Source organism: Bacillus sp. SH5-2, assembly GCF_008368905.1.
Lineage (GTDB): Bacteria > Bacillota > Bacilli > Bacillales > Bacillaceae_G > Bacillus_A > Bacillus_A luti.
Genome location: NZ_QOSD01000005.1, coordinates 41,634 through 64,248, shown reverse-complemented (window position 1 = coordinate 64,248; position 22,615 = coordinate 41,634). Strand labels below are relative to the sequence as shown.

The 22,615-nt window shown below is 34.2% G+C and carries 28 protein-coding genes; 21 read left to right on the top strand and 7 right to left on the bottom strand.

The genetic code is table 11. From position 1 onward, the window contains the following. Positions 1 to 4 precede the first annotated feature (4 nt). Complete coding sequence (locus DN410_RS04415) at positions 5 to 622, top strand: phosphoserine phosphatase 1 (RefSeq protein ID WP_149175504.1); 618 nt, start codon at positions 5 to 7, stop codon at positions 620 to 622. Between the two features lie 41 nt (positions 623 to 663). On the opposite strand, the gene exsB is transcribed toward DN410_RS04415, so the two are convergent. Further along, entirely contained in the window at positions 664 to 1,263 is a 600-nt protein-coding gene (exsB, locus tag DN410_RS04410; protein ID WP_149175503.1) for an exosporium protein ExsB, read from the bottom strand. A gap of 181 nt (positions 1,264 to 1,444) precedes the next feature. Here exsB and cotH point away from each other — a divergent pair, with 181 nt between their 5' ends. From cotH to DN410_RS04370, 8 genes are all read left to right on the top strand, one after another. Next, the gene (gene cotH / locus DN410_RS04405) at positions 1,445 to 2,521 is read left to right on the top strand and encodes a spore coat protein CotH (RefSeq protein WP_149175606.1); all 1,077 of its coding nucleotides are present in this window, start codon (positions 1,445 to 1,447) and stop codon (positions 2,519 to 2,521) included. A 105-nt stretch (positions 2,522 to 2,626) separates the two neighbouring features. Then, positions 2,627 to 3,244 carry an NUDIX hydrolase N-terminal domain-containing protein gene (locus DN410_RS04400; protein ID WP_149175502.1) on the top strand — a complete coding sequence of 206 codons (618 nt, stop codon included), beginning with the start codon at positions 2,627 to 2,629 and terminating at the stop codon, positions 3,242 to 3,244. A gap of 105 nt (positions 3,245 to 3,349) precedes the next feature. Further along, a complete protein-coding gene (uptA, locus tag DN410_RS04395; RefSeq protein ID WP_000881208.1) occupies positions 3,350 to 3,952 on the top strand; it encodes an undecaprenyl phosphate transporter UptA in 603 nt (200 codons plus the stop codon). Positions 3,953 to 4,045: 93 nt separating this feature from the next. Then, a complete protein-coding gene (locus DN410_RS04390; protein WP_149175501.1) occupies positions 4,046 to 5,425 on the top strand; it encodes a putative polysaccharide biosynthesis protein in 1,380 nt (459 codons plus the stop codon). A 184-nt stretch (positions 5,426 to 5,609) separates the two neighbouring features. After that, positions 5,610 to 6,551 carry a magnesium transporter CorA family protein gene (locus DN410_RS04385; protein ID WP_149175500.1) on the top strand — a complete coding sequence of 314 codons (942 nt, stop codon included), beginning with the start codon at positions 5,610 to 5,612 and terminating at the stop codon, positions 6,549 to 6,551. 198 nt (positions 6,552 to 6,749) lie between these two features. Further along, on the top strand, positions 6,750 to 7,646 hold the full coding sequence (locus DN410_RS04380; protein ID WP_149175499.1) for a permease: 897 nt from the start codon (positions 6,750 to 6,752) through the stop codon (positions 7,644 to 7,646). Positions 7,647 to 7,649: 3 nt separating this feature from the next. Then, positions 7,650 to 8,519: a TIGR03943 family putative permease subunit gene (locus tag DN410_RS04375; protein WP_149175498.1), complete on the top strand. Its 870-nt coding sequence runs from the start codon at positions 7,650 to 7,652 to the stop codon at positions 8,517 to 8,519. A gap of 119 nt (positions 8,520 to 8,638) precedes the next feature. Further along, positions 8,639 to 9,145, top strand: a complete 507-nt coding sequence (locus DN410_RS04370; RefSeq protein WP_000141167.1) for an acyl-CoA thioesterase — start codon at positions 8,639 to 8,641, stop codon at positions 9,143 to 9,145. Positions 9,146 to 9,271: 126 nt separating this feature from the next. Here the strand turns inward: DN410_RS04370 and DN410_RS04365 are convergent, their stop codons facing one another. Further along, on the bottom strand, positions 9,272 to 9,358 hold the full coding sequence (locus DN410_RS04365; protein WP_000505094.1) for a YjcZ family sporulation protein: 87 nt from the start codon (positions 9,356 to 9,358) through the stop codon (positions 9,272 to 9,274). 160 nt (positions 9,359 to 9,518) lie between these two features. Between DN410_RS04365 and cls the strand changes: the two genes are divergently transcribed. The 4 genes from cls (at position 9,519) to DN410_RS04345 (ending at position 12,240) form a co-directional block, all read left to right on the top strand. Then, positions 9,519 to 10,703: a cardiolipin synthase gene (cls, locus tag DN410_RS04360; RefSeq protein WP_149175497.1), complete on the top strand. Its 1,185-nt coding sequence runs from the start codon at positions 9,519 to 9,521 to the stop codon at positions 10,701 to 10,703. Between the two features lie 30 nt (positions 10,704 to 10,733). Then, positions 10,734 to 11,192 (top strand): spore coat protein, encoded by a 459-nt coding sequence (locus tag DN410_RS04355; protein WP_149175496.1) that lies wholly within the window; start codon positions 10,734 to 10,736, stop codon positions 11,190 to 11,192. 145 nt (positions 11,193 to 11,337) lie between these two features. Next, positions 11,338 to 11,517 carry a hypothetical protein gene (locus DN410_RS04350; protein ID WP_001045957.1) on the top strand — a complete coding sequence of 60 codons (180 nt, stop codon included), beginning with the start codon at positions 11,338 to 11,340 and terminating at the stop codon, positions 11,515 to 11,517. Between the two features lie 102 nt (positions 11,518 to 11,619). Further along, the gene (locus DN410_RS04345) at positions 11,620 to 12,240 is read left to right on the top strand and encodes an NAD(P)-dependent oxidoreductase (protein ID WP_149175495.1); all 621 of its coding nucleotides are present in this window, start codon (positions 11,620 to 11,622) and stop codon (positions 12,238 to 12,240) included. Positions 12,241 to 12,264: 24 nt separating this feature from the next. Here DN410_RS04345 and DN410_RS04340 read toward each other — a convergent pair whose 3' ends face one another. The 3 genes from DN410_RS04340 to DN410_RS04330 form a co-directional block, all read right to left on the bottom strand. Next, complete coding sequence (locus tag DN410_RS04340; RefSeq protein WP_149175494.1) at positions 12,265 to 12,747, bottom strand: DUF456 domain-containing protein; 483 nt, start codon at positions 12,745 to 12,747, stop codon at positions 12,265 to 12,267. 1 nt (position 12,748) lies between these two features. Next, positions 12,749 to 14,056: a hemolysin family protein gene (locus DN410_RS04335; protein ID WP_149175493.1), complete on the bottom strand. Its 1,308-nt coding sequence runs from the start codon at positions 14,054 to 14,056 to the stop codon at positions 12,749 to 12,751. Positions 14,057 to 14,264: 208 nt separating this feature from the next. Then, positions 14,265 to 15,134: a hypothetical protein gene (locus DN410_RS04330; RefSeq protein WP_149175492.1), complete on the bottom strand. Its 870-nt coding sequence runs from the start codon at positions 15,132 to 15,134 to the stop codon at positions 14,265 to 14,267. Between the two features lie 256 nt (positions 15,135 to 15,390). Between DN410_RS04330 and cbpA the strand changes: the two genes are divergently transcribed. The 4 genes from cbpA (at position 15,391) to DN410_RS04310 (ending at position 18,766) form a co-directional block, all read left to right on the top strand. Continuing rightward, the gene (gene cbpA, locus DN410_RS04325; RefSeq protein WP_149175491.1) at positions 15,391 to 16,038 is read left to right on the top strand and encodes a cyclic di-AMP binding protein CbpA; all 648 of its coding nucleotides are present in this window, start codon (positions 15,391 to 15,393) and stop codon (positions 16,036 to 16,038) included. Positions 16,039 to 16,487: 449 nt separating this feature from the next. After that, the gene (gene brnQ4 / locus DN410_RS04320) at positions 16,488 to 17,825 is read left to right on the top strand and encodes a branched-chain amino acid transport system II carrier protein BrnQ4 (RefSeq protein WP_472926180.1); all 1,338 of its coding nucleotides are present in this window, start codon (positions 16,488 to 16,490) and stop codon (positions 17,823 to 17,825) included. 66 nt (positions 17,826 to 17,891) lie between these two features. Continuing rightward, on the top strand, positions 17,892 to 18,221 hold the full coding sequence (gene csaA / locus DN410_RS04315; protein ID WP_149175489.1) for a chaperone CsaA: 330 nt from the start codon (positions 17,892 to 17,894) through the stop codon (positions 18,219 to 18,221). A gap of 17 nt (positions 18,222 to 18,238) precedes the next feature. After that, positions 18,239 to 18,766, top strand: a complete 528-nt coding sequence (locus DN410_RS04310) for a DUF1572 domain-containing protein (protein WP_149175488.1) — start codon at positions 18,239 to 18,241, stop codon at positions 18,764 to 18,766. Here DN410_RS04310 and DN410_RS04305 read toward each other — a convergent pair. Together DN410_RS04305 and DN410_RS04300 are read right to left on the bottom strand one after the other, a co-directional pair. Continuing rightward, the gene (locus DN410_RS04305) at positions 18,739 to 19,044 is read right to left on the bottom strand and encodes a permease (protein WP_149175487.1); all 306 of its coding nucleotides are present in this window, start codon (positions 19,042 to 19,044) and stop codon (positions 18,739 to 18,741) included. The genes DN410_RS04310 and DN410_RS04305 overlap by 28 nt on opposite strands. A 4-nt stretch (positions 19,045 to 19,048) precedes the next feature. Further along, positions 19,049 to 19,345: a hypothetical protein gene (locus tag DN410_RS04300; RefSeq protein WP_149175486.1), complete on the bottom strand. Its 297-nt coding sequence runs from the start codon at positions 19,343 to 19,345 to the stop codon at positions 19,049 to 19,051. Positions 19,346 to 19,434: 89 nt separating this feature from the next. Between DN410_RS04300 and spoIIP the strand changes: the two genes are divergently transcribed. The 4 genes from spoIIP to DN410_RS04280 all read left to right on the top strand — a co-directional run bounded on the left by spoIIP (position 19,435) and on the right by DN410_RS04280 (position 22,531). Beyond that, on the top strand, positions 19,435 to 20,589 hold the full coding sequence (spoIIP, locus tag DN410_RS04295) for a stage II sporulation protein SpoIIP (RefSeq protein WP_149175485.1): 1,155 nt from the start codon (positions 19,435 to 19,437) through the stop codon (positions 20,587 to 20,589). Positions 20,590 to 20,811: 222 nt separating this feature from the next. Next, positions 20,812 to 21,309, top strand: coding sequence for a GNAT family N-acetyltransferase (locus tag DN410_RS04290; RefSeq protein WP_149175484.1), 498 nt, complete (start codon positions 20,812 to 20,814; stop codon positions 21,307 to 21,309). Between the two features lie 11 nt (positions 21,310 to 21,320). Then, positions 21,321 to 22,061, top strand: a complete 741-nt coding sequence (locus DN410_RS04285; RefSeq protein ID WP_149175483.1) for a M15 family metallopeptidase — start codon at positions 21,321 to 21,323, stop codon at positions 22,059 to 22,061. Positions 22,062 to 22,084: 23 nt separating this feature from the next. Further along, positions 22,085 to 22,531 carry an NUDIX hydrolase gene (locus tag DN410_RS04280; RefSeq protein ID WP_149175482.1) on the top strand — a complete coding sequence of 149 codons (447 nt, stop codon included), beginning with the start codon at positions 22,085 to 22,087 and terminating at the stop codon, positions 22,529 to 22,531. Positions 22,532 to 22,615: the final 84 nt, after the last annotated feature.

The following is a 22,615-nucleotide window of genomic DNA, read 5'->3' as shown; positions in this document are numbered from 1 at the left end:
GGAAATGAAAACAACGGTATATGTAACAAGGCATGGTGAAACGGAATGGAATGTAGCGAAGCGAATGCAAGGGCGGAAAAATTCTGCTTTAACTGAAAATGGTATGCTACAGGCTAAGCAATTAGGAGATCGAATGAAAGATTTATCTATCCATGCGATTTATAGCAGTCCAAGTGAAAGAACCCTACATACTGCAGAGTTAATAAAGGGAGAACGTGATATACCGATAATCGCGGATGAGCATTTCTATGAAATTAACATGGGTATTTGGGAGGGACAGACAATTGATGATATAGAAAGGCAATACCCAGACGAGATACAGTTATTTTGGTATGAGCCACATCTTTTTCAATCCACATCGGGAGAAAATTTTGAGGCTGTTCATAAAAGGGTAATTGAGGGGATGCAGCTTCTTTTAGAAAAGCATAAAGGTGAAAGTATATTAATTGTTTCTCATGCGGCAGCGGCAAAGCTACTTGTAGGACATTTTGCGGGTATTGAAATTGCGAATGTATGGGATGATCCATTCATGCATAGCGCTAGTCTTAGTGTTATTGAGTTTGATGACGATTGTGGTGAAGTAAAACAATTTGCAGATATAAGTCATTTTCAAGAAAAGTAAAAAAGGCCGTAAAACGGCCTTTTTTTTGTGGGTATAAAAAACTAGCAATTACGTTTTTTATACCAGAAGTGATCGAATTTCTTGTTTTTGCAAGAAGAGGACTTATGTCTGCAATCTTTGCAATCATTCCATTTGTGCCCGTCATCGTGACAGTCTTTACCATGATCCCACGAATCATCACAAGAACCATGATGGCTATGAGGGAAAAATACACATTTTTTACAGAAACATCGTTTTGTCCAGAAACATTTCTTTTCAAAGCGCACGCATTTTGTAACGAAAGTACATTTTTTCACGCGAGTACGTTTTGTAACTATAACGCATTCTTTTCTACGTGTCACTTTTGTAACGAACGTCCATTTTTGAACGCGAACACGAGTACATTTCGTAACAAATGTCCACTTTTTAACATGAGTACATTTTGTAACGAAAGTACAATGCTTCACGCGAGTACATCTTGTTCTTGGACATTTATTCCCTGTTGTACATTTACTTCCTGTTGTACATTTACACCCTGTTGTACATCGATGATGAGAGAATTTATCCTCATCGCACTCAAAAGTGCTTGGATCTTGATGTAAGAAATCTTCCATCCCTGCACTTTTGATTTCCTCGACAGCTTTTCTAATATCACGTTTCATAGAAATCCTCCTTATCATGTATTTAATTGAAAAGGTATTCTTTTTCCTTAACAGAATATGTATATAGGTATCTTTCTGAACAGGACAAGAGTGTAATTTTATATAAATAGTTGATAGCGGATGTATGGACAAGGCGAGGTGCATACATTGAATGAAGAGAACTGAGAAGGGATGTGGAAATATGCTACCTTCATATGATTTTTTTATTCATCCAATGTACTTAGTGGAATTGAAAAAAGATATTTGGTCAGATAGTCCAGTGCCAGCAAAATTAACTTATGGAAAAAAGAAGTGTGATATTGATATCGTATATCGAGGTGCTCATATTCGTGAATTTGAGAAAAAGTCTTATCATGTTATGTTTTATAAACCGAAAAAATTTCAAGGCGCGAAAGAGGTTCATTTGAATTCTGAGTTTATGGATCCGTCTCTCATACGTAATAAATTATCTTTAGATTTTTTTCATGATATTGGTGTACTTTCACCAAAGTCACAACATGTATTTGTAAAAATTAATGGTCAAATTCAAGGCGTATATTTGCAGTTAGAATCAGTTGATGAAAACTTTTTGAAAAATAGAGGGTTACCGAGTGGTTCTATTTATTATGCTATCGATGATGATGCGAATTTTTCTTTAATGAGTGAGAGAGATAAAGATGTTAAGACAGAGCTTTTTGCGGGTTATGAATTTAAATATTCAAATAAAAACAGTGAGGAACAACTGAGTGAATTTGTATTTCAAGCGAATACATTGACGAGGGAAGCTTATGAAAAAGAAATTGGGAAGTTTCTACATGTAGACAAATATTTACGGTGGTTAGCTGGAGTCATTTTTACGCAAAATTTTGATGGCTTTGTTCATAACTATGCATTATATCATAACGATGAAACAAATTTATTTGAAGTAATACCGTGGGATTATGATGCGACTTGGGGACGCGATGTACAAGGAAGACCACTTAATCATGAGTATATTCGCATTCAAGGGTATAATACGTTAAGTGCAAGGTTGTTAGACATACCTGTATTTAGAAAGCAGTACCGCAGTATTTTAGAAGAAATATTGGAACAACAATTTACAGTTTCATATATGAGTCCGAAAGTAGAAGGATTGTGTGAATTGATTCGTCCGTATTTACTACAAGATCCATATATGAAAGAAAAAATAGAAACATTTGATCAAGAAGCTGAAATGATTTTTCAATATATAACTAAAAGAAGAAAGTATATACAAGAACATTTACATGAATTGGATTAAATTTGAAAGAGATTGAATCATTATCAATCTCTTTTTTGTATAATAAAGACGTATCAATGAAAAGTGAAGTAGTATTTATTTGATAAAGAATGGAGTTGTGTAGAGATGACGATTAAATGGATTGATTGGGTAAAGCAAATACAATCTATAGCCCAGGCTGGATTAACGTATTCTAAGGATGTGTATGATATAGAGCGTTTCCAACAATTAAGAGACATTTCAACTTCTATGATGTCACATTACACAAAAACAGATTGGGAAGTTGTTGAGAAATTATTTGCAAGTGAGACAGGCTATCAAACACCTAAAGTTGATATAAGAGCGGTTATTTTTCAAAATGAAAAACTATTATTTGTGAAAGAAAAAAGTGATGGGAAATGGGCATTACCAGGTGGATGGGCTGATGTCGGTTATACGCCGACAGAAGTAGCTGCGAAAGAAGTTTTAGAGGAGACGGGTTATGAAGTAGAGGATTTTAAGCTATTTGCTATATTTGATAAAGAAAAACATCTACCATCGCCTTCAGCAACACATGTATATAAAATTTTTATTGGCTGTAAGATTATTGGTGGCGAAAAGAAAACTAGTATTGAAACAGAAGATGTGGAGTTTTTTGGTGAGAATGAATTGCCTAATTTATCGATTGCTAGAAATACAGAAGAGCAAATTAAAGAAATGTTTGCCTACATGAAAGAGCCTGAGAAAGAAACATTAATAGATTAATAACGCTTATTCTCGATAATATTGTTGGAATGAAGATATTGGCAGAATGCAACCTTTATGTAATAATGGGATGGTATGTGAAGAAAAAAGGAGATAGAAAATAAAATGTTAGCAAGCATAATAGATCAGTTATTGCAATTTTTTGCAAGCTTAGGTTACTTTGGAGTAGCGCTAGCTTTAATGATTGAAATTATTCCGAGTGAAATTGTACTTTCGTATGCTGGCTTTTTAGTCGCGGATGGTAAAATTAGCTTTGTTGGTGCAGTTATTGCTGGAACAATCGGTGGTACTTTAGCTCAAATCTTTTTATATTGGCTTGGATACTATGGCGGACGTCCAGTTGTAGAGAAATATGGAAAATATCTACTTATTAATAAACATCATTTAGACATAGCAGAAAATTGGTTTAAGCGTTACGGAGCAGGAGTAATCTTTTCTGCACGCTTTATCCCAGTTGTACGTCATGCCATCTCTATTCCAGCAGGATTAGCTAAGATGCCATTAAAACTATTTACACTGTATACAGTAGTTGCGATTATTCCATGGTCAATCCTATTTATATACTTAGGTGAAAAGCTTGGTGGAAATTGGCGACACATTAAAGAGTATGCATCTGATTACACACATTACATAATTATAGGAGCGGTTCTCTTTGTTGCTCTATACTTCGGTTTAAAGTATTTCAAAAAGAAAAAAGCAGCACGTTAAAGTCAATGATTTTTCATTGGCTTTTTTTTGTTTCGGTTCTAAAAAAAAAAGTTGTCCATAATGTATAATAATAAAGCGTAGCGGAGGAATGTGATGAAAGGGTCACCGTTTATACGTGGAACGATATTTTTAACGATGGCAACGATGATATCTAAAATGTTAGGGTTTATATATGTTATACCATTTACAGCTATGGTCGGTACGAGTGGGTACGTTTTATACACATATGCATACCGTCCATATACGCTTATGCTCAGTATTGCAACGATGGGATTACCACTCGCTGTTTCAAAGATGGTATCAAAATACGATCAACTGAATGACTATCATACGGTTAAAAGAGTGCTGAAAAGTGGTATCGTATTTATGCTTTTAATGGGAGTTCTCTCATGTTTTACACTGTATTTGTTAGCTCCACATTTAGCTGAACTAGTGATTGATGGAAATGATCAAACAGGGAATAGTGTAACGGCTGTAACTCATAACATTCAAATTGTAAGTTTTGCATTAATACTTGTACCAGTAATGAGCTTATTAAGGGGATTCTTTCAAGGGTTTCAATCGATGGGACCTTCTGCGCTCAGTGTGGTTGTAGAGCAATTCTTTCGGGTCATAACCATTTTGATAGGAAGCTTTGTCGTTTTATATGTGTTAAAAGCCTCTGTTTCATTAGCAGTTGGTATTTCTACGTTTGGTGCATTTATGGGGGCTATAGGTGGATTAAGTGTATTAAGTGCGTATTATATGAAAAGAAGAAGGCATTTAAAGAAAAAAGAGATGGCAAGTATACCGCAAACAACCAAATCTTTTTTCTCGTTATATAAGGAGCTTTTTACATATTCAATACCGTTTGTTGTAGTTGGTTTAGCGATTCCGTTGTATCAGACGATTGATACATTTACAATTAATAAACTACTCATACAAATCGGCTATATGCAAGGAGAAGCAGAAAAGATTAATGCGATCATCGGTTTAGTTCAAATGGTTGTGCTCATTCCAGTTTCTGTTGCGACTGCTTTTAGTATGTCTCTCGTACCAGAGATGACGAAAGCTTATACAGCAGGAAATGCGAAGTTGTTGTACAAACATTTCACGAGGACGAATGTATTAGTAGTAGGGATTACGGTACCGGCGGCAATTGGGATGATGGTGTTAGCCAAGCCGGTATATACTCTTTTATTTGGTATGGGAAATGATCCGGAGATGGGAAGGATTATCCTGCAGTACTATGCTCCTGCTTGTATACTATTTTCTCTCTTCACAGTAACGGCTGCTATGTTACAAGGAATAAATCAACAACAGAAAACAGTGATAGGATTAGGTATTGGACTTATTGTAAAGATAGTTTTAAATATTGTGCTGCTTCCATATTTTGATTATGTAAGTTTTATCATTTCAACATACGCTGGCTATACGATTTCAGTTGGCTTTAACTTGTGGATGCTTTCTAAATATGTTATAAAGGCAACATAAGCTTTTTAAGGCAGAGAACACTCTGTCTTTTTCTATGTTTATAAATTTTTTCTTATAAAAACGTTTTCAAAATAATTTTTCTATTGAAATTTAAACGTATGTTTCATATGCTGAACATGGCGGTTCAAAAACTGTTGTTTAAGTGAGGTAGATTCCCACATGTAAAAAGAATCGGGGTGATAGTATGTTAAATATGTATTTAACAGACCGAAACGGAAAACTACAAGAGATTGAGGAAATGCAAAAGGGTTGCTGGATTAATGTACTTCATCCAACGGAAGAAGAAATTCAATATCTAGTACAAACTTTGAATGTAGACTTAGATTTCATTAAAGACCCTTTGGATGATGAAGAACGCTCTCGTATTGAAAAGGAAGACAGTAATACTTTAATTATCGTGGATATTCCGACAGTTAGACATGATGAAGAAGGAAATTCGATTTATGACACGATTCCAATAGGTATGATTGTAATGCCAGATTGTTTTGTTACAATTTGCTTAGAAGAAAACCCAATTTTTGAACGTTTTATTAACCAACGTATTAAAGAATTTTATACGTTTAAAAAGACACGCTTTGCACTGCAGCTCTTATATACAATTTCTACTTATTATTTAAGATACTTAAAGCAAATTAATCGAAAAACAATCGATTTAGAGCATCAATTAAATCAATCGATGAAAAATAAAGAGATTTTCACATTATTAGGCCTTGAAAAAAGTTTAGTATACTTTACAACGTCATTAAAGGCTAATAAAATTGTAATTCAAAAATTGATGCGTAATAGTACATTTTTAAAAATGTATGAAGACGATCAAGATTTATTAGAAGATGTATTGATTGAAAATAAGCAGGCTATTGAAATGGCGGAAATATATAGTCACATTTTAAGTGGAATGATGAACACTTTTAGCTCTGTCATATCAAATAATTTAAATAGTGTTATGAAACTGTTAACGTCTATTACAATCATTTTATCATTACCAACGATGGTTTCTAGTTTCTTTGGAATGAACGTAAAGGTTCCGTTTGAAGGGGAAGCACATGGTTTTGTAATTGTACTTATCATATGTGTAACACTATCTTTCACATTAGCATTTGTTTTTTGGAAGAAACGTTACTTTTAATAAAAAGAAAGCTGCTCTAGCATAGTTGTATAACTGCGCTAGAGCAGCTTTTTTGCTATGAAATCGAAAGTTTTGAATAGAATATAACTTATAAAATGTAAGGTATATGAAAGGTGTGAATTCTGTATAAGTCTTGTCCAATTAATAAAATGGGGTTAAAATTACATATTGTTAATGAAAAGTTGGAGGAAATACATCATGGAATTGTTTCAATTACCGAAAGCATTCCTGCAAATGAATACAATCTTTATCTCCATATTGATCGAAGCACTTCCTTTTGTGCTCATTGGTGTATTTATTTCAGGGTTCATTCAAATGTTTGTGACAGAAGATATGGTAGCAAAATGGATGCCGAAAAACCGATTTCTGTCTGTTTTAGTAGCTACTTTTTTAGGTATGATGTTTCCGGGCTGTGAATGTGGCATCGTTCCGATTGTAAGACGATTAATCGGAAAAGGGGTTCCACCATATGCGGGGATTGCATTTATGTTAACTGGGCCGATCATTAATCCAGTCGTATTATTTGCAACATACGTTGCCTTTGGAAGTAGTATGCACATGGTATGGTATCGTTCTATTGTAGCGATTATCGTAGCAATTATTGTTGGAATTATATTATCATTTATGTTTAAAGAACATCAATTACGAGATGATCACTTCCCAGAAGTGAATCATAAGCGTCCATTACGTAAAAAAATGTGGGATGTATGTACGCATGCTGTTGAGGAATTTTTCTCGATGGGAAAATATTTAGTATTAGGTGCGTTAATTGCAGCGGCAGTTCAAACGTTCGTACAAACTTCAACACTTCTTGCTATAGGACAAGGGCCGTTCTCTTCACCAGCTGTTATGATGGGACTTGCATATATATTATCACTTTGTTCAGAAGCGGATGCGTTTATTGCTTCATCATTCCAAAGTACATTTTCAACAGCATCACTTGTCGCGTTCCTTGTATATGGACCGATGGTGGATATTAAAAATATGTTTATGATGCTTGCAACATTTAAAACGAAATTTGTAATTGTCGTTATAGCTACAGTTACACTTGTTGTTTATGCAAGCTCACTACTCATTTATGCGATGGGGTGGTAGGTTATGTTTCGAGCATATATATTATTAGGTTTTACAATCTTAATCGAGCAGCTTCATATTTCAGGTAATATTACGAAGTATATCAATATGAAGTATGCCTATTTATCAACAACAGCAGCTATTATTTTAGGCTTTTTAACGATCGTTCAAATTATTATCGTATTCCAAAAAGAACATCAGAAAGAACAAGGAAAACAAGATTGTAGTTGTGATCATAGCCATTGCGGGCATGACCATTCAAAAGATGAGAATACATGGTGGAAAAAAGTATTTTCGTACTCATTGTTTTGTTTTCCGATTGTCTCAGGATTGTTTTTCCCGATTGCAACGTTAGATTCAGATATCGTTAAGGCGAAAGGATTTCATTTTCCTGTTGCGCAAGCAGAAAGTAAAGATCCGTTTATGACAAGGCAATTCTTAAGACCAGACACGAGTATTTATTACGGAAAAGAAGGATACCGTGGTGTAATGGAAAAAGGGAAGAAAGAGTTTGTTACGAAAGATAATATTGCTTTAAAAGATGAAGATTTCTTAAAAGGTATGGAGACGATTTATAATTATCCTGGCGAGTTTACTGGGAAAAAACTATCCTATAAAGGGTTTGTTTTCAAAGATGATTCATCTAAAAAAGAACAATACTTCTTATTCCGTTTCGGTATTATACATTGTGTAGCGGATTCTGGTGTATATGGTATGTTAGTGAAAAAGCCAGAAGGTGTAGAATGGAAAAACGATGATTGGATTCAAATAGAGGGAGAAATTTCTACTGAATTTTATCAGCCGTTCCATGCGAATATCCCTGTCTTAGAAGTAACGAAATGGAATAAAGTTGAACAGCCGAAAGAACAATATGTATTTAGAGGAGCCGATTGATAAAATCGGTTCTTTTTTGTGGACTAAAAGTTCTGAAAGTTGTTAATATTAAACGTGTAGTTCATTTAGTATAGTGATTATTGAGATATTAGGGATAAATCATTAAAGGGGTGATAACAATGACAGAAGTAAAGGGGAAAACTGCCAATGAATCAAGGGTGTTCAAAACGAGCCGAGTATTTCCAACAGATTTAAATGATCACAATACGCTATTTGGTGGAAAGATATTAGCCGAGATGGATATGGTTGCTTCTATTTCAGCAACGAGGCATGCGAGAAAAGAATGTGTTACAGCATCTATGGATTGGGTTGATTTCTTACATCCTGTTCGCTCTTCTGATTGTGTTAGTTATGAATCCTTTGTAATTTGGACGGGTAGAACTTCTATGGAAGTATTTGTGAAGGTAGTAGCAGAAGATTTAATTTCAGGCGAGAAGCGTATCGCAGCAACGTCATTTGTTACTTTTGTCGCACTTAGTAAGGAAAATAACCCAGTTCCTGTGCCGCGAGTAATCCCTGAAACAGAAGAAGAGAAAGAATTACATCGTATTGCAGTATTACGTGCAGAACAACGTCATATACGTAAGGCAGAGAGTAAGAAAGTAGCTACATTACTAACTTTTTGAATTGAATATTTAGTTGTTAAAGGTATTATAACAGAGCGAAATGTTCTTCATATGAAAAGCGGACACCTAAAAATAGGTGTCCGCTTTTATAGTTTTTCTATCCGCATATCATGTGACAATAACTACTTAGCAGAAGCAAGCAGCACCGACGATGATTAAGAGGATAAATAATACGACTAATAGCGCGAATCCATTACCATGTGCGAAGCCCATTGTTATTTCCTCCTTTTATTTTAAGATACAACATACAATATGCAAATGAGCTATCGTTTGATATGGACATATATCATGCAATGACATATTTTCTTGAATTATATTGTATTAAAAAAGGGAAGATATAGAAATAACAGTAAGTGGAGAAAGGAAAATATCCATGAAACACTTTTTCGTTGTAATCCTTTGTTTAATAGGTGTATTCATTTGGATGAACATCGATTTGGAAATGGGGAAAAAAATGGCTAGTGAACATGAATTAGGACAAGTTCGATTAGGCGAATTTCAACTGTATACGAACGGTGAAGAGTTATATAAGAAATTATTTGAGGATATACATAACGCAGAAAAAAAAATATATATTCATTTTTATATTGTAGGTAAAGATGAAATAAGCAAAGAGTTTTTGCAGTTGCTCGAGAAAAAGGCATCGAGTGGAGTAGAAGTGAAATTGTCAGTCGATCGAATAGGTGGATATAAGCTGGAGAAAAAGATAATTCGTCAACTAAAAAGCAATGGTGTCCAGTTTACGTTTAGTAAAAAGCCTAAAATGAAACACATATTCTATTCGTTGCATCAACGGAACCATAGACGCATTGTTACAATAGATGGAAAAGTATCATACATCGGTGGTTTTAACATCGGAAAGGAGTACCTTGGACAAGATCCGAAATTTGGTCCGTGGCGTGATTATCATGTGCGAGTCAAGGGGAATGGCGCCACGGATATGGAAAGAAAATTCGCTGCTGACTGGAAAGAAGATACGGGAGAAAAAATGCCTGTACATGAAAGTTTACCTACAATAGGCAATGTAAAATATCAATATTTATTTTCAGATGGAAAAGGTTTATGGGAAAAATATGGAGCGCTTTTAAAGCAGGCTAAAAAGTCTTTAATTATTGCTACGCCATATTTTATACCAAGTAAAGAAATGATGAAAGCGTTAAAAGATGCATTAAACCGCGGTGTCAATGTGAAAATTCTCGTCCCATTTAAAAGTGATGCCGTATTGTTAAAACAAGCTGCCTATCCGCATTTGAAGGACATGTTACATGCTGGAGCGGAGATTTATCAATATCGAAACGGTTTTTTTCACGGGAAAGTAACAATCATTGATGGAGAAATTGTGGATATTGGGACAGCGAATTTTGATAATAGAAGTTTTTATTTAAATTGTGAATCTAACTGTATTATATATGACAAAACAGTTGTTGCTGACGTATGGAACCGATTAAAAGAAGACTTCCATAAATCAAAAAGATTTTCGGAAGAAGATTTTGAGAAAATTAGTAAATGGGATTGGTTTTTAGCAAGAATAGCAAATGTTATAGCATCATATTTATAGCATATAGACAAAAAGAAGGGAGGCACTTTCATGGACTGTATGAAAGAATTAATGAGATATAGTTATATGCTAATTTACAAGGTAGGAGAGTATACTGGAAGGGTTTGTGATGAAGAGTTAAAGGATTTATTACAACGACATTTACCGTATATGTTACAAGCTTATAATGAACAAGTGAACTTTCAAGAAGGAGAAAATGTACAGCGGATAACTTGTGAACCAATGTCATTTCATTTACCCGAAATAGAAAAGGAAATAGACGATAAATACACAGGGGATATTCGTATCGCAGTTTGTTATATCTCACATTTAAAACGATTAGCATTAAAGGTGGCTCAAGTAGCAGTTGAAGTTGCAAATCCAGAATTTCGCTCGTTTTTGGAAAATTGTTTCCTGAAAATGAACCGCTATGCTTATAGTGTATGGCAATATGTTATGAAGAAGGAATATAAAATTAACCATGTATATGAAAATGAGAAATTTGCATAAGAAACTAAGGTGACAGGGGCCTTAGTTTTTTTGTTATTAGAAAATTTACAAATATTTACCGTATATTTACTATTTGTCAATCTCTCCTTTAAAAATAGAGAGTAATATGGGATTGTACATATTCTATCAAAAGGAGGAAACGCAAATGAACAAATGGGTTAAATCATTAACTGCTATGGCACTTGCAAGTTCTTTATTAATGGTAGGTTGTAGTAAAGATGAGGACAAGAAGAAAGAAGACGATACAACAACACAACAAGAGGACAAAAAGGATAAAGAAACAAGTGGCACTGAGAAATCTACGGATTCTAAAGAAAAGAAATAAAGTAATAATAGAGCTTCCTCTTATAAATGAGGAAGCTTTTTTGTTGTAAATTGATTGAGATTATTGAAAAATAGAGAAAGAATGAAAAGAGGAGGAAAACAAATGAAAGTATGTATATTGGGAGCAACAGGGCGAGTAGGTTCAAACGTAATAAAATTAGCATTAAAGGACTCAGCTGAAGTGACTGCATTAGCGCGTGATTTAAATAGAATAGAAATATATCATGAAAGGTTACGAGTAATAGAAGGTAATGTATTGAATGAAAATGATATAAAGAAAGCGATAGAAGGAAGCGATATAGTAATTAGTGCACTTGGAACGGATCAAAATGGGACGTTAGCGAAGAGTATGCCGCGAATTATAAAGCAAATGGAAGAAGAAGGAGTTCATAAAATCATTACAATAGGAACAGCCGGTATTTTACAAGCAAGAACAAATCTAAATTTATATCGTTTTCAATCAACGGAATCAAAAAGGAAATCGACAACAGCAGCAGAAGATCATTTAGCTGCATATAAGATACTTAGTAGTAGTAATTTATGTTGGACGGTCGTTTGTCCGACGCATTTAATTGACGGTGATGTGACAGGGGTATATCGAACTGAAAAAGATGTATTACCAGAAGGAGGAGCAAAAATAACAGTTGGTGATACAGCGCAATTTACGTGGAATCTGTGTAGTAAAAACAAATATGAGAATAGCCGAATAGGTATTTCATATTAAAAAACCATCCCGAAATTGGGATGGTTAAAAGACGATATAACATACAAATATGATAATCATAATGATTTGGAGAATGGCTTTCGCTACTGTACTGCTTAAAAAACCAACTACAGTAGCAACACCTACTAGAAAGGCGTCTTTTGGCGCTTTTTTATGCATTAGTTCTGTAATAAATACCGATAAGAACGGTATGATAATTAAACCGAATGGTGGGAAAAAGAAAGATCCGACGATGATAGAAATCATACCGACACGTTCTCCCCATTTAGAACTTCCATATTTTTTTAAGAAATATCCATTTGCAATAAAATCAGCAACGAAAATAAATAGTGTGAAAATCGCTTGAATAATCCAAAAAGAAATTGTTAGTTCTCCGCCATTTATACCGAAATGGTAAATTAAATATCCAGCCCAAACAGCGAGGATACCTGGAATGATAGGGTAAATAAAAGCGAGAAATGAAACAATGAAACAGGCAATGATACAGATTGTTAATAATACTGTCACTTTATAACTCCTTCTTCGTGTCTAATTTATGTACCGCAATTTTTTTCACTTGATGTCCATCAAGTTCTAGTGCTTTAAACTGAAAACCGGCAAATTCAATGGAATAACCAGCCTCAATATTTAAATCCACTGCTTGAGAGAGGAGCCAGCCACCAATTGTATCTAAATCGCTATCATCAATATGTAGGCCAAACATATCATTCACTTCAGAAATGAGCACCTTACCATCTAAAACAGTAAGCTTCGGCGTACGTTTTTCAATCATAGGTGATTCATCCGCATCAAACTCATCTTGAATTTCTCCAATGATTTCTTCAAGAATATCTTCCATTGTTAAAAGTCCAGCAGTACCACCATATTCATCCATAATGATTGCCATCTGAACGCGATTTTTTTGTAGATGAACTAACGTTTTACGAATTGGAACAGTTTCAAATACAGTTAGTACTGGATGTATGTAAGATTCAAGTGGCTTATGAATGCCTTTCGTTTGATCATGAAATACTTCTTTCGTATTGATCATCCCGATAATGTCATCTTTATCTTTTTCAATGATAGGATAACGTGTATATTTTTCGGTTGCGACGATATCCATGTTTTCTTCTAACGTATTTTCAGTAGATAAGCAAATCATTTCAGTACGAGGGACCATGATTTCTTTTGCAACGCGGTCGTCAAATTCAAAAATATTATTTACATATTTATATTCGGTTTGATTTATTTCGCCGCTTTTGAAACTTTCACCTAAAATGAGTCGTAGTTCCTCTTCAGAATGGGCAAGTTCATTTTCTTTCGCAGGTTCTAAACCGAGTAGTTTTGTGAAAAAGATAGCAGTACTATTAAGTAGCCAAATGAACGGATACATAATTTTATCAAATAAAATAAGTGGTCGTGCAAACTTAAGTGTGATTGCTTCTGCTTTTTGAATTGCGAAAGACTTTGGAACTAATTCACCTAATACAACATGGAAAAATGTAATCACACTAAAAGCAATAATAAAGGATAAAGTATTTGCCATTGTTCCAGTAATATTAATCTTTTCAAAGAGCGGTCGTAGTAAATGTTCCACAGTCGGTTCACCAAGCCAACCAAGCCCTAAAGAAGTGATTGTAATCCCGAGCTGACAAGCTGATAAATAAACATCTAAATTAGATATGACACTTCTTGCAGCTAAGGCTTGTTTATTGCCTTCATTTGCAAGCTGGTCAATTCGACTTTTTCGTACTTTTACAACAGCGAATTCTGATGCGACGAAAAAGCCGGAAATAAGGATAAGTACAAAGATGAGAAAAATATTTAATATGTCCAAGTGTATTCTCTATTCCGTCGTTTGGAATAAAGATGTCACCTCCTGCAATTATGTTATACTTTTATAATAAATCTAAATGAAAAGAATAGTCAAAGAAAAAGGGCAAATATTGGTATGTTTCTGTAATAGTTTTTGAATTTGTTGTTATTTTGTCCGCTATACAGAAGGAATAACCCTCTACTTGGAGATTATAGAGGGTCATTTCAAATTACGGTTTTGAAATACTTCTCGTTAAGGCGTATGATTGTTGTTTGAAGTAGTTTGTTGTCCAAAGTGTTTGAAGGAAAGAAAGTATGCTATATGGGATATAGAGTAGTAATAAACCAATTGTAACAATAATGGGTGCATTTCCGCCAAATTGAACGACAAATTGTAATAATCCGTTTGCATGAAAAACGCATTCCATAAAAACGAATGAAATAATAATGGAACTTAAAATCGATTTATGATTCGAAGTAAGCGCTAAAAACAATGTATCTACAAGAAAAGAAGAGTGTTTTATTTCATATTCATTTGTGTTATTTAAGAAAGGAATCCATTTTTTTATTGCTTGCATAACGATAATCATGGAAGTACTACATACGATGATAAAAGATGAGTAGTAAGGAAAGTTTATAAATTGTGCGACGTATAGAAGTAGTAATAAGACTGAACATTGTAATATTACAGTGCAAAAGGAGTAAGGTATCCACTTTAATACAGTAGTGAACTTTTTAAAAGAGTTAGGTGCTTTAAAAAATAAATGGCCGATACCTAAACTTATGAAGAATCCGATCGCAAGAGTAAAGGTAAAACGAACAATGGATAAAAAATATATTTCCCATATGTAAGGGAATAACGGTGTTGGATGATTCGAAGTATGTATCATTTGATTTGCTGAGACAAAGATAGATTCATGCATCCAATCAATTTTTGGAATTGATATAGAAGAAAGGTGAGCGAAGTTTTGAAAAATGCTAATAAAGCCATTTTGATAAGAGTAATTGTGTGTAATAAAAAGAGCTGGAATAGGACTTATGACAAAAATAACAATAACACCAAATAAAAATTTGCATATATGTGAGCGTAACAATGACATATAACCACCTACTCTTAGAATATTCAGAAAATTCTTATTCTTATTTTAGCGTTTTTTGAATGAAGTTACAATATATTTTTCATTGAGTTATTCAGAGAGAAGGTTGATAGTGAAAAATATGCAAGTGAAGGATTAATGAATAAATTATGACAAGAAAAAGAATAATTTTCAGAAAAATAAAATAAATTATTTATTTTTTTCTGAAAATATAATATAGTTATGGCACAGAAAGTATTTTAACATAAGGAGGCTATTTATGAGGATTAAAGGGAATTATGTGCTGAAAAGGGAAGTTTTATTTTGCTCAAGTTCAATTACAATAGGGGAAGCGCTAGAGCATTTAAATAAAACTGGCTATCGTTGTGTACCGGTTTTAGATGAAAAAAAAGAAAAATATTTAGGGAATATATATAAAGTAGATATTTTAGAATATAAAGGATCACTAGAAGAAAGTGTATTACAATTATTGAACGATAAAGATGGATATGTGAGAGAAGATTCTTCTTTCTTTAAAGTCTTTTTTACAATTAAAAAACTACCTTATTTATCAGTGATTGACGAAAAAGGGGTGTTCCTAGGAATTTTAACCCATAAGAAAGTTTTTGAGTTATTAGAGGATGCATGGGGCGTTCATTCTAGTAAATACTCTGTTATGATTGGAACGCAAGATTATAATGGAGCTATCCAAAAGTTATCGACAGTGTTAAAAAAATATACTGGCATCCAAAGTTTAATGACTTTTGATAATGATGCATTATTAGTTCGTAGAATTATGTTTACATTAGGAGAAGAGTTTAACGATGGTGAATTAGAACTGCTATTGAAAGATTTAGAAGATCACGGATTTAGAGTTGTGTACGTAGAAGAGATGAATAATCCACGTGAAGTTGAAACGATAGAGTAATTCGCAAAAGCCATCTCATATGTTGGATGGCTTTTGTTATGTCATTTACAAAAAAATATTTTAAGATAACTTTATGTAAATGGTGTACTGACTGAATAAAGTTTGTGTAGAAGAATGAAAAAGTAGATAATTTGGATTTTCAAAAAAATCACTTTGAAAATATGTTTTTATTTTTCAACTAAATATGTTACTATATGTGTGATAAAAGCAAAGAGGTCTGACAACTAAACTCCACGTAATACCACTCTAATGACTTAAATATTCAAAAAAATCAAAAATCAATAATTATATTAATAATTAGAGTAATAAATAAGGGGAATGGAGAAATTATGGAGAAAGACACTGCTTTGTAAGGGGCATATTTTATCATCTTGAGCAGAGAGGAGGATGCATAGCATTATTGTAAAGATAGAGATAAACAATGAAAAAGTGCTATGCAAATGAAAAGTATGAAGGGACGTTTAAGGCCAGGTGATACGGTAGCAATTGGTTTAATGCTATTTGCATTGTTTTTAGGAGCAGGGAACTTAATTTTTCCACCAGTTTTAGGGCAACAAGCTGGAGAAAATGTTTGGATTGCTACAATTGGATTCCTTGTAACGGGAGTCGGATTACCCCTATTAGCTGTTACAGCTGTCGCGTTTGTAGAGGGGGACTTGAAAGCGCTATCTTCTAGAGTTCACCCTATATTTGCGTTTGTTTTCCCATTGGTTAGTTATTTAGCGATTGGACCATTTTTCGCGATTCCGCGTACTGGAGCCGTTTCGTTTGAAATGGGTATGAAGCCATTTCTATCAGATGCAATGGTTTCAGAATGGTACATGCTATTTCTTTTCACTATAATTTTCTTCGGAATAACGTGGTATTTATCATTAAATCCATCTAAATTAGTGGATTGGTTTGGAAAGTTTCTTACCCCATTATTAGTATTAATTGTTGCTGTTATTGTCGGAAAGGCAATTATTGATCCGATTGGAGAACCAGCTGCGCCGTTAGCTGCTTACAAAGAAAATGCTTTCTTTGGTGGATTTATTCAAGGGTATTTGACGATGGATGCAATTAGTGCGCTTGTATTTGGAATTGTCGTTGTACAAGTTATTCGCTCTAAAGGGATAAAAGAGAGTAGTCAAGTTGCAAAAATAACAGTAGTTTCAGGTATTATTGCAGTACTTGGTTTAACGTTAATCTATTTATCGCTTGCTTATCTTGGTTCAACAAGTACATCACTTGGGGTATCCGAGAATGGTGGACTTATTTTAACGAATGTTGTAAATGAGTTATATGGAACAAGTGGTAAAATTTTATTAGGACTTGTTATCATACTCGCTTGTTTAACAACTTCTGTTGGATTAACATCTGCGTGTGCAGGGTTCTTTTCAAATTTATTCCCAAAGTTTTCGCATAAAATGATTGTAACGTTAGTATGTGGATTTAGTTTAATTGTATCGAATTTAGGATTAACACAATTAATTACAGTCACTTTACCAGTGTTAATGATCATTTATCCAGTTGCAATTGTATTAATCGTTCTTTCGTATTTCCATAAGTGGATAGGAAAGCGCAATACAATTTATATTGGAGCAATACTAGGTGCCTTGTCCATTAGCTTATTTAATGGTTTAGAAAGTGCGAATATCAAAATTGACGCAATTTCAAATGTACTCCAAATGTTACCTTTATATAAAGAAGGAATAGGGTGGTTAGTCCCAGCATTTATTGGTGGGGTACTCGGTTTCTTCTTCTATAAATCAAATGAATCAAGTGAAATGCAAAAGAAAGGTGCTTAGGCGCCTTTCTTTTTTTAAAGGGGATTTTTGTATTTTGTCTAAGTAATAATTGGGAGGAATGATATAATGGCTAATTTTGAAGATTTTTTAACTTTGGATTTACGAATTGGAACTGTAACACATGCAGAGGAATTTAAAGAAGCTAGAGTGCCAGCAATTAAACTAGAAATTGATTTTGGGGAGCTTGGGATAAAGCAGTCAAGTGCTCAAATTACGAAAAGGTATAATCCAGAAGATTTAGTTGGTCAGCAAATCGTTGCGATTGTAAATTTTCCGCCAAAACGTGTAGCTGGATTCAAATCGGAAGTACTTGTATTAGGAGGAGTACCTGAAGCGGGTGATGTTGTATTACTTCAGCCTAATATGGAACTGCCAAATGGTACAAAAATTAGTTAGTGTAAAGGTGGGGGAACATGGATATTGGACGAGAATATTTACAATGTGCCATTTCGAATTTTAAAGCAACAAAGAAGCAAGGAGAACGGGTGATTTCTCAATTATCATATGAACAGATTGAATGGTCTTCTCATGAAGAAACAAATAGCATAGCAATCATAATTAAGCATCTGCACGGTAATATGCGTTCGAGATGGACGGATTTTTTAGCGTCTGACGGTGAAAAAATAGATCGTAACCGAGATGCTGAATTTGAAGGTGGTTATTCTTCTAAGGAAGAGGTACTAACAGCATGGAATGAAGGTTGGGAATATGTTTTTAAAACGATGAATGTGCTAACGCCGGAACACCTATTAAGGACGGTCTATATACGAGGTGAAGCACATACTGTCATACAAGCAATTGAAAGACAAATTTCACATTATGCTTTACATATTGGGCAAATGATTTACATTGGTAAAATGTTAAAAGAAAATGAGTGGGAGTGTTTAAGTATTCCTAGAGAACAGTCTGCACGTTATGTAGAGAAAAAACGTTCAACATAATAATGTGAGAGAAACCGATATAAAATGGGAAGTAAGAAAATGAGCCAAATAATAGATGGTTCTGTGATCATAAGAAGACTGCCAAAAATAAGTCCATATATAATAAGAAAGGAATTAAAAAGTGTATTCACAGGGATAAATCGTGAGATAAACACTTGCTTTCGTTTAAAACAATCACTGTGAAATAAATACAAGCGTAAGTACCGTGTAGCAGTAATAAGATCTTTCTTTCGCGTAATTCTTTTTTTGCATATATGACAGATGAACGGTGGTCGCATTTCATTACGCTCCATTTTTTGTATTTGTAATAATGTAAGTTAAAAGTAGGTATAAGGTGTATATCCCTATATATGCTCCTGCGATAAGAAAAAAAGGATTGAGTAATATTCCATGAATGCTTGTCATGAAAACAAGATTTTGTATTAGAACGTCATATATATTAATAGAAAGAATTGTTCCGATTGTATACAATGCGAAGTACGCACAAATATGTAACGCGATACGAATTTTAGTGCTTTTAGCAAACAAATAAAACATAAATGATAGAGCGATTGGTAATATTCCGATTAATAGCTTCAATTCATTTCACCTTATTAACAATATAGCCGGAATTTAGACGGTCTATTCTCTAGAGCTTGTACATAACTTGAAATAGAGAGGGTGATAGTATGAATCGAGGCTTTTTTTATGTGAAATTCACGAGTGTACGTAAGTTAGTATTATTTATTATTGCTACAGTACTAGCGACTTTTTTTCTTATTAGTATGATGGTAACCTCTATGAAAGAGACAAAGTCAACGTATTTATATAATTGGTTAAATGAGTTATCAATGAATGGTTACATGTACGTTCTTGGGAAAGAGAATCATTATTTTACACAGGAATATCGAAATTTAAATCAAGATTTTTCAATATCTTCGTTTCTCTTTTCTATGGCTACGAATATTCGTTTTAACGATGTACGCAGTTTTGTCGGCAAAGAGCTACCAGGTTTCGGTAAGTACGATACAGAAATTGTTATTGCGGGTGAAGGAACAAATTATTCTAACTTGCCTATAGAGTCGAGCGTTCCACTTGAAGAAGTAGTAAAAGAACGGACTGGAGAAGGTGGACAGGCTCCAAAGTCGGATAAGAATAAAGAGAAAAAGCAACCAGCTCAAACGACAGGGAAACGACAAGTTGCATTTATTTATCATTCGCATAGTTGGGAATCTTATTTGCCGTTATTGAATTTAACAAATGATCCAAATCCGAATAAAGCAACAAGTTCCGTCACGAATATTTCAATAGTCGGCGACCGATTTCGTGAACAATTAGCAAGTGAAGGGATCGGAGCAACTAACGACAAGACTGATGTTGGTCAAAAGTTGATTAGTAAAGGGTTAAATAGTAATAGTTCTTATAAAATGTCACGGGAAATTGTACAAGAAGCAATGACGGGAAATAAGGAATTGCAGTACTTTTTTGACTTACATCGTGATAGTGCACGGAAAAATGTTACAACAAAAACGATTGGAGATAAATCATACGCTAAACTCGCATTTGTGATTGGAAAAGGTAATAAAAATTATGAAAAGAACTTGCAATTAGCAACGGCTTTACATGAGACAATTAATAAGAAGTATCCAGGGGTTAGCCGCGGTGTCATTCAAAAAGGGTTCCAAACAGGCAATGGAGTCTATAATCAAGATCTGTCAGGGCAAGCGATATTAATAGAAGTTGGCGGAGTAGATAATACAGAGGAAGAATTAAATCGATCAATTGATGCACTTGCAAAAGCGTTTGGAGAGTATTTTTGGCAGGCAGAAAAAGTGAATGGATAAAGTGAAACATAAATTAGTGGGAGAGTCTGAAAAACGTGAGTGTAATGCTTGCGTTTTTTTGTATTGATGAGACGTCACAGAATAGACATAATTTGTCGTTGTTATAGTAATATCGAAATTTGTCAAATTATACTGGGAGATTTGCAAAGGAATTTTCGGGAAAGTAGAGAAAATCTTTTTACAAGGAAAGTTTTTTATTATGAAACTGGTAGGGTGATTGAAGTGATTAGGGAGATCCAAATAGGAGATGCAGCATCATTTTTGCAATTAAGTAAGCAACTAGATGAAGAAACGAAATTTATGTTATACGAACCAGGAGAAAGAAAATTTACAGTTAAGCAACAAGAGCAAATGATTCAGCGATTTGTAGAAAATAAATATGCAACAATATTGGTAGCAGTTGAAGAAGAGAGAATAGTAGGGTTTATTTTAGTGAATGGAAATAGTATTCAAAGAAAGAGACATGTAGCAGGTATTGTTATTGGTATTTTGCAAGAGTATAACGGGCGAGGTATTGGGACCACATTGTTTAAAGAGGTCGAGAAGTGGGCAAGATTACATGATGTATGGCGTTTAGAATTAACGGTAATGGCCCACAATACAAGAGCTCAGGCACTATATAAAAAAGTTGGATTTGAGAAAGAAGGTGTCAAAAGAGCTGCTCTTATTATCGATGGAGAGAACATCGATGAGTATGAAATGGCCAAATTATTAAAATAAGAGGTCGTTATATGAAAAAAAGATGGATACTACTTGGTATCGTAGCGGCGATACTCATTGTTGGAGTAGCGGGAATCAATTATAAAATGTATAAGGATAAGCAGGCGCGCGAGGTAAATGTAAATAACATATTTCCGAAAGCGAAAGAAACGATTGCGAATATGGATGGCGATATTGCGGTAATTAGTAATCCGAATTCAATGCTTGTGCTTGTGAATAAAAGTAGACGTTTACCAGAGGGGTATAGACCGCCAGATTTAGTTATTCCGAAAGTGCGCTACTCAAGTGAAGGTGATCAAGAAAAGAAAAAAATGAGGAAAGAGGCAGCAGCCGCGCTTGAGGAAATGTTTCAGCAAGCGGATCAGGAGCGCATCTTCTTATTTGCAGTCTCTGGATTTAGATCTTTTGATCGACAAAAAGCATTAAATACGATGTATAAAAAACAAGATGGAGAAGCAAAAACAGCAATGTCGAGTGCAGTTCCTGGAACGAGTGAACATCAAACAGGACTAGCTATGGATATCACATCACAATCTGCTAAGTTTCAGTTAGAAACCATTTTTGGAGAAACGAAAGAAGGTCAGTGGCTTTCTGAAAATGCCCATAAATTTGGTTTTGTCATTCGATATACAAAAGAAAAAGAATCACTGACTGGCTATCGGTATGAACCATGGCATGTAAGGTATGTGGGGAACCCACAGGCTACATATTTATATGAAAATCAACTGACACTTGAAGAAGTAACGCAGTGAACAATTGAGGGGAGAGAAGTATTATGACGGTGTTATATAAGAAAAAAGTACACGCATATGTGACAAGAGAAAAAGAAGGAGTTATGCAACTGCTTGTTTTTAAACATCGTGATATACCTGAAGCTGGTATACAAGTGCCAGGGGGAACAGTTGACGAAGGGGAAACGTTAGAAGCAGCGATTTTACGTGAAGTACAAGAAGAGTCTGGGTTACGTCATTTATGCATAGAACGATTCCTAGCTGATTACATCATACATGTGAAAGAAAAAAAGGAATATCAAAAGCGCCATTTCTTCCACGTAACATTACTAACAGATGTAAAAGATGGCTGGGAACATATTGTAAGTGCCGGTGAGGAAGATGAAGGCTTAGTATTTTGCTACGAATGGATTGATATTGCAAAATGCCCTGAATTAGCGGGGAAACAAGGTGAGTTTTTACATTTGTTAGATGAGGTATACGCACAGTAATAAAAGAGTCTGGAACGTAAATCCATTCGTTTCAGACTCTTTTTATTTTTCAGGAAATAAAAGGTTTTTACATTGGTAAGTTGA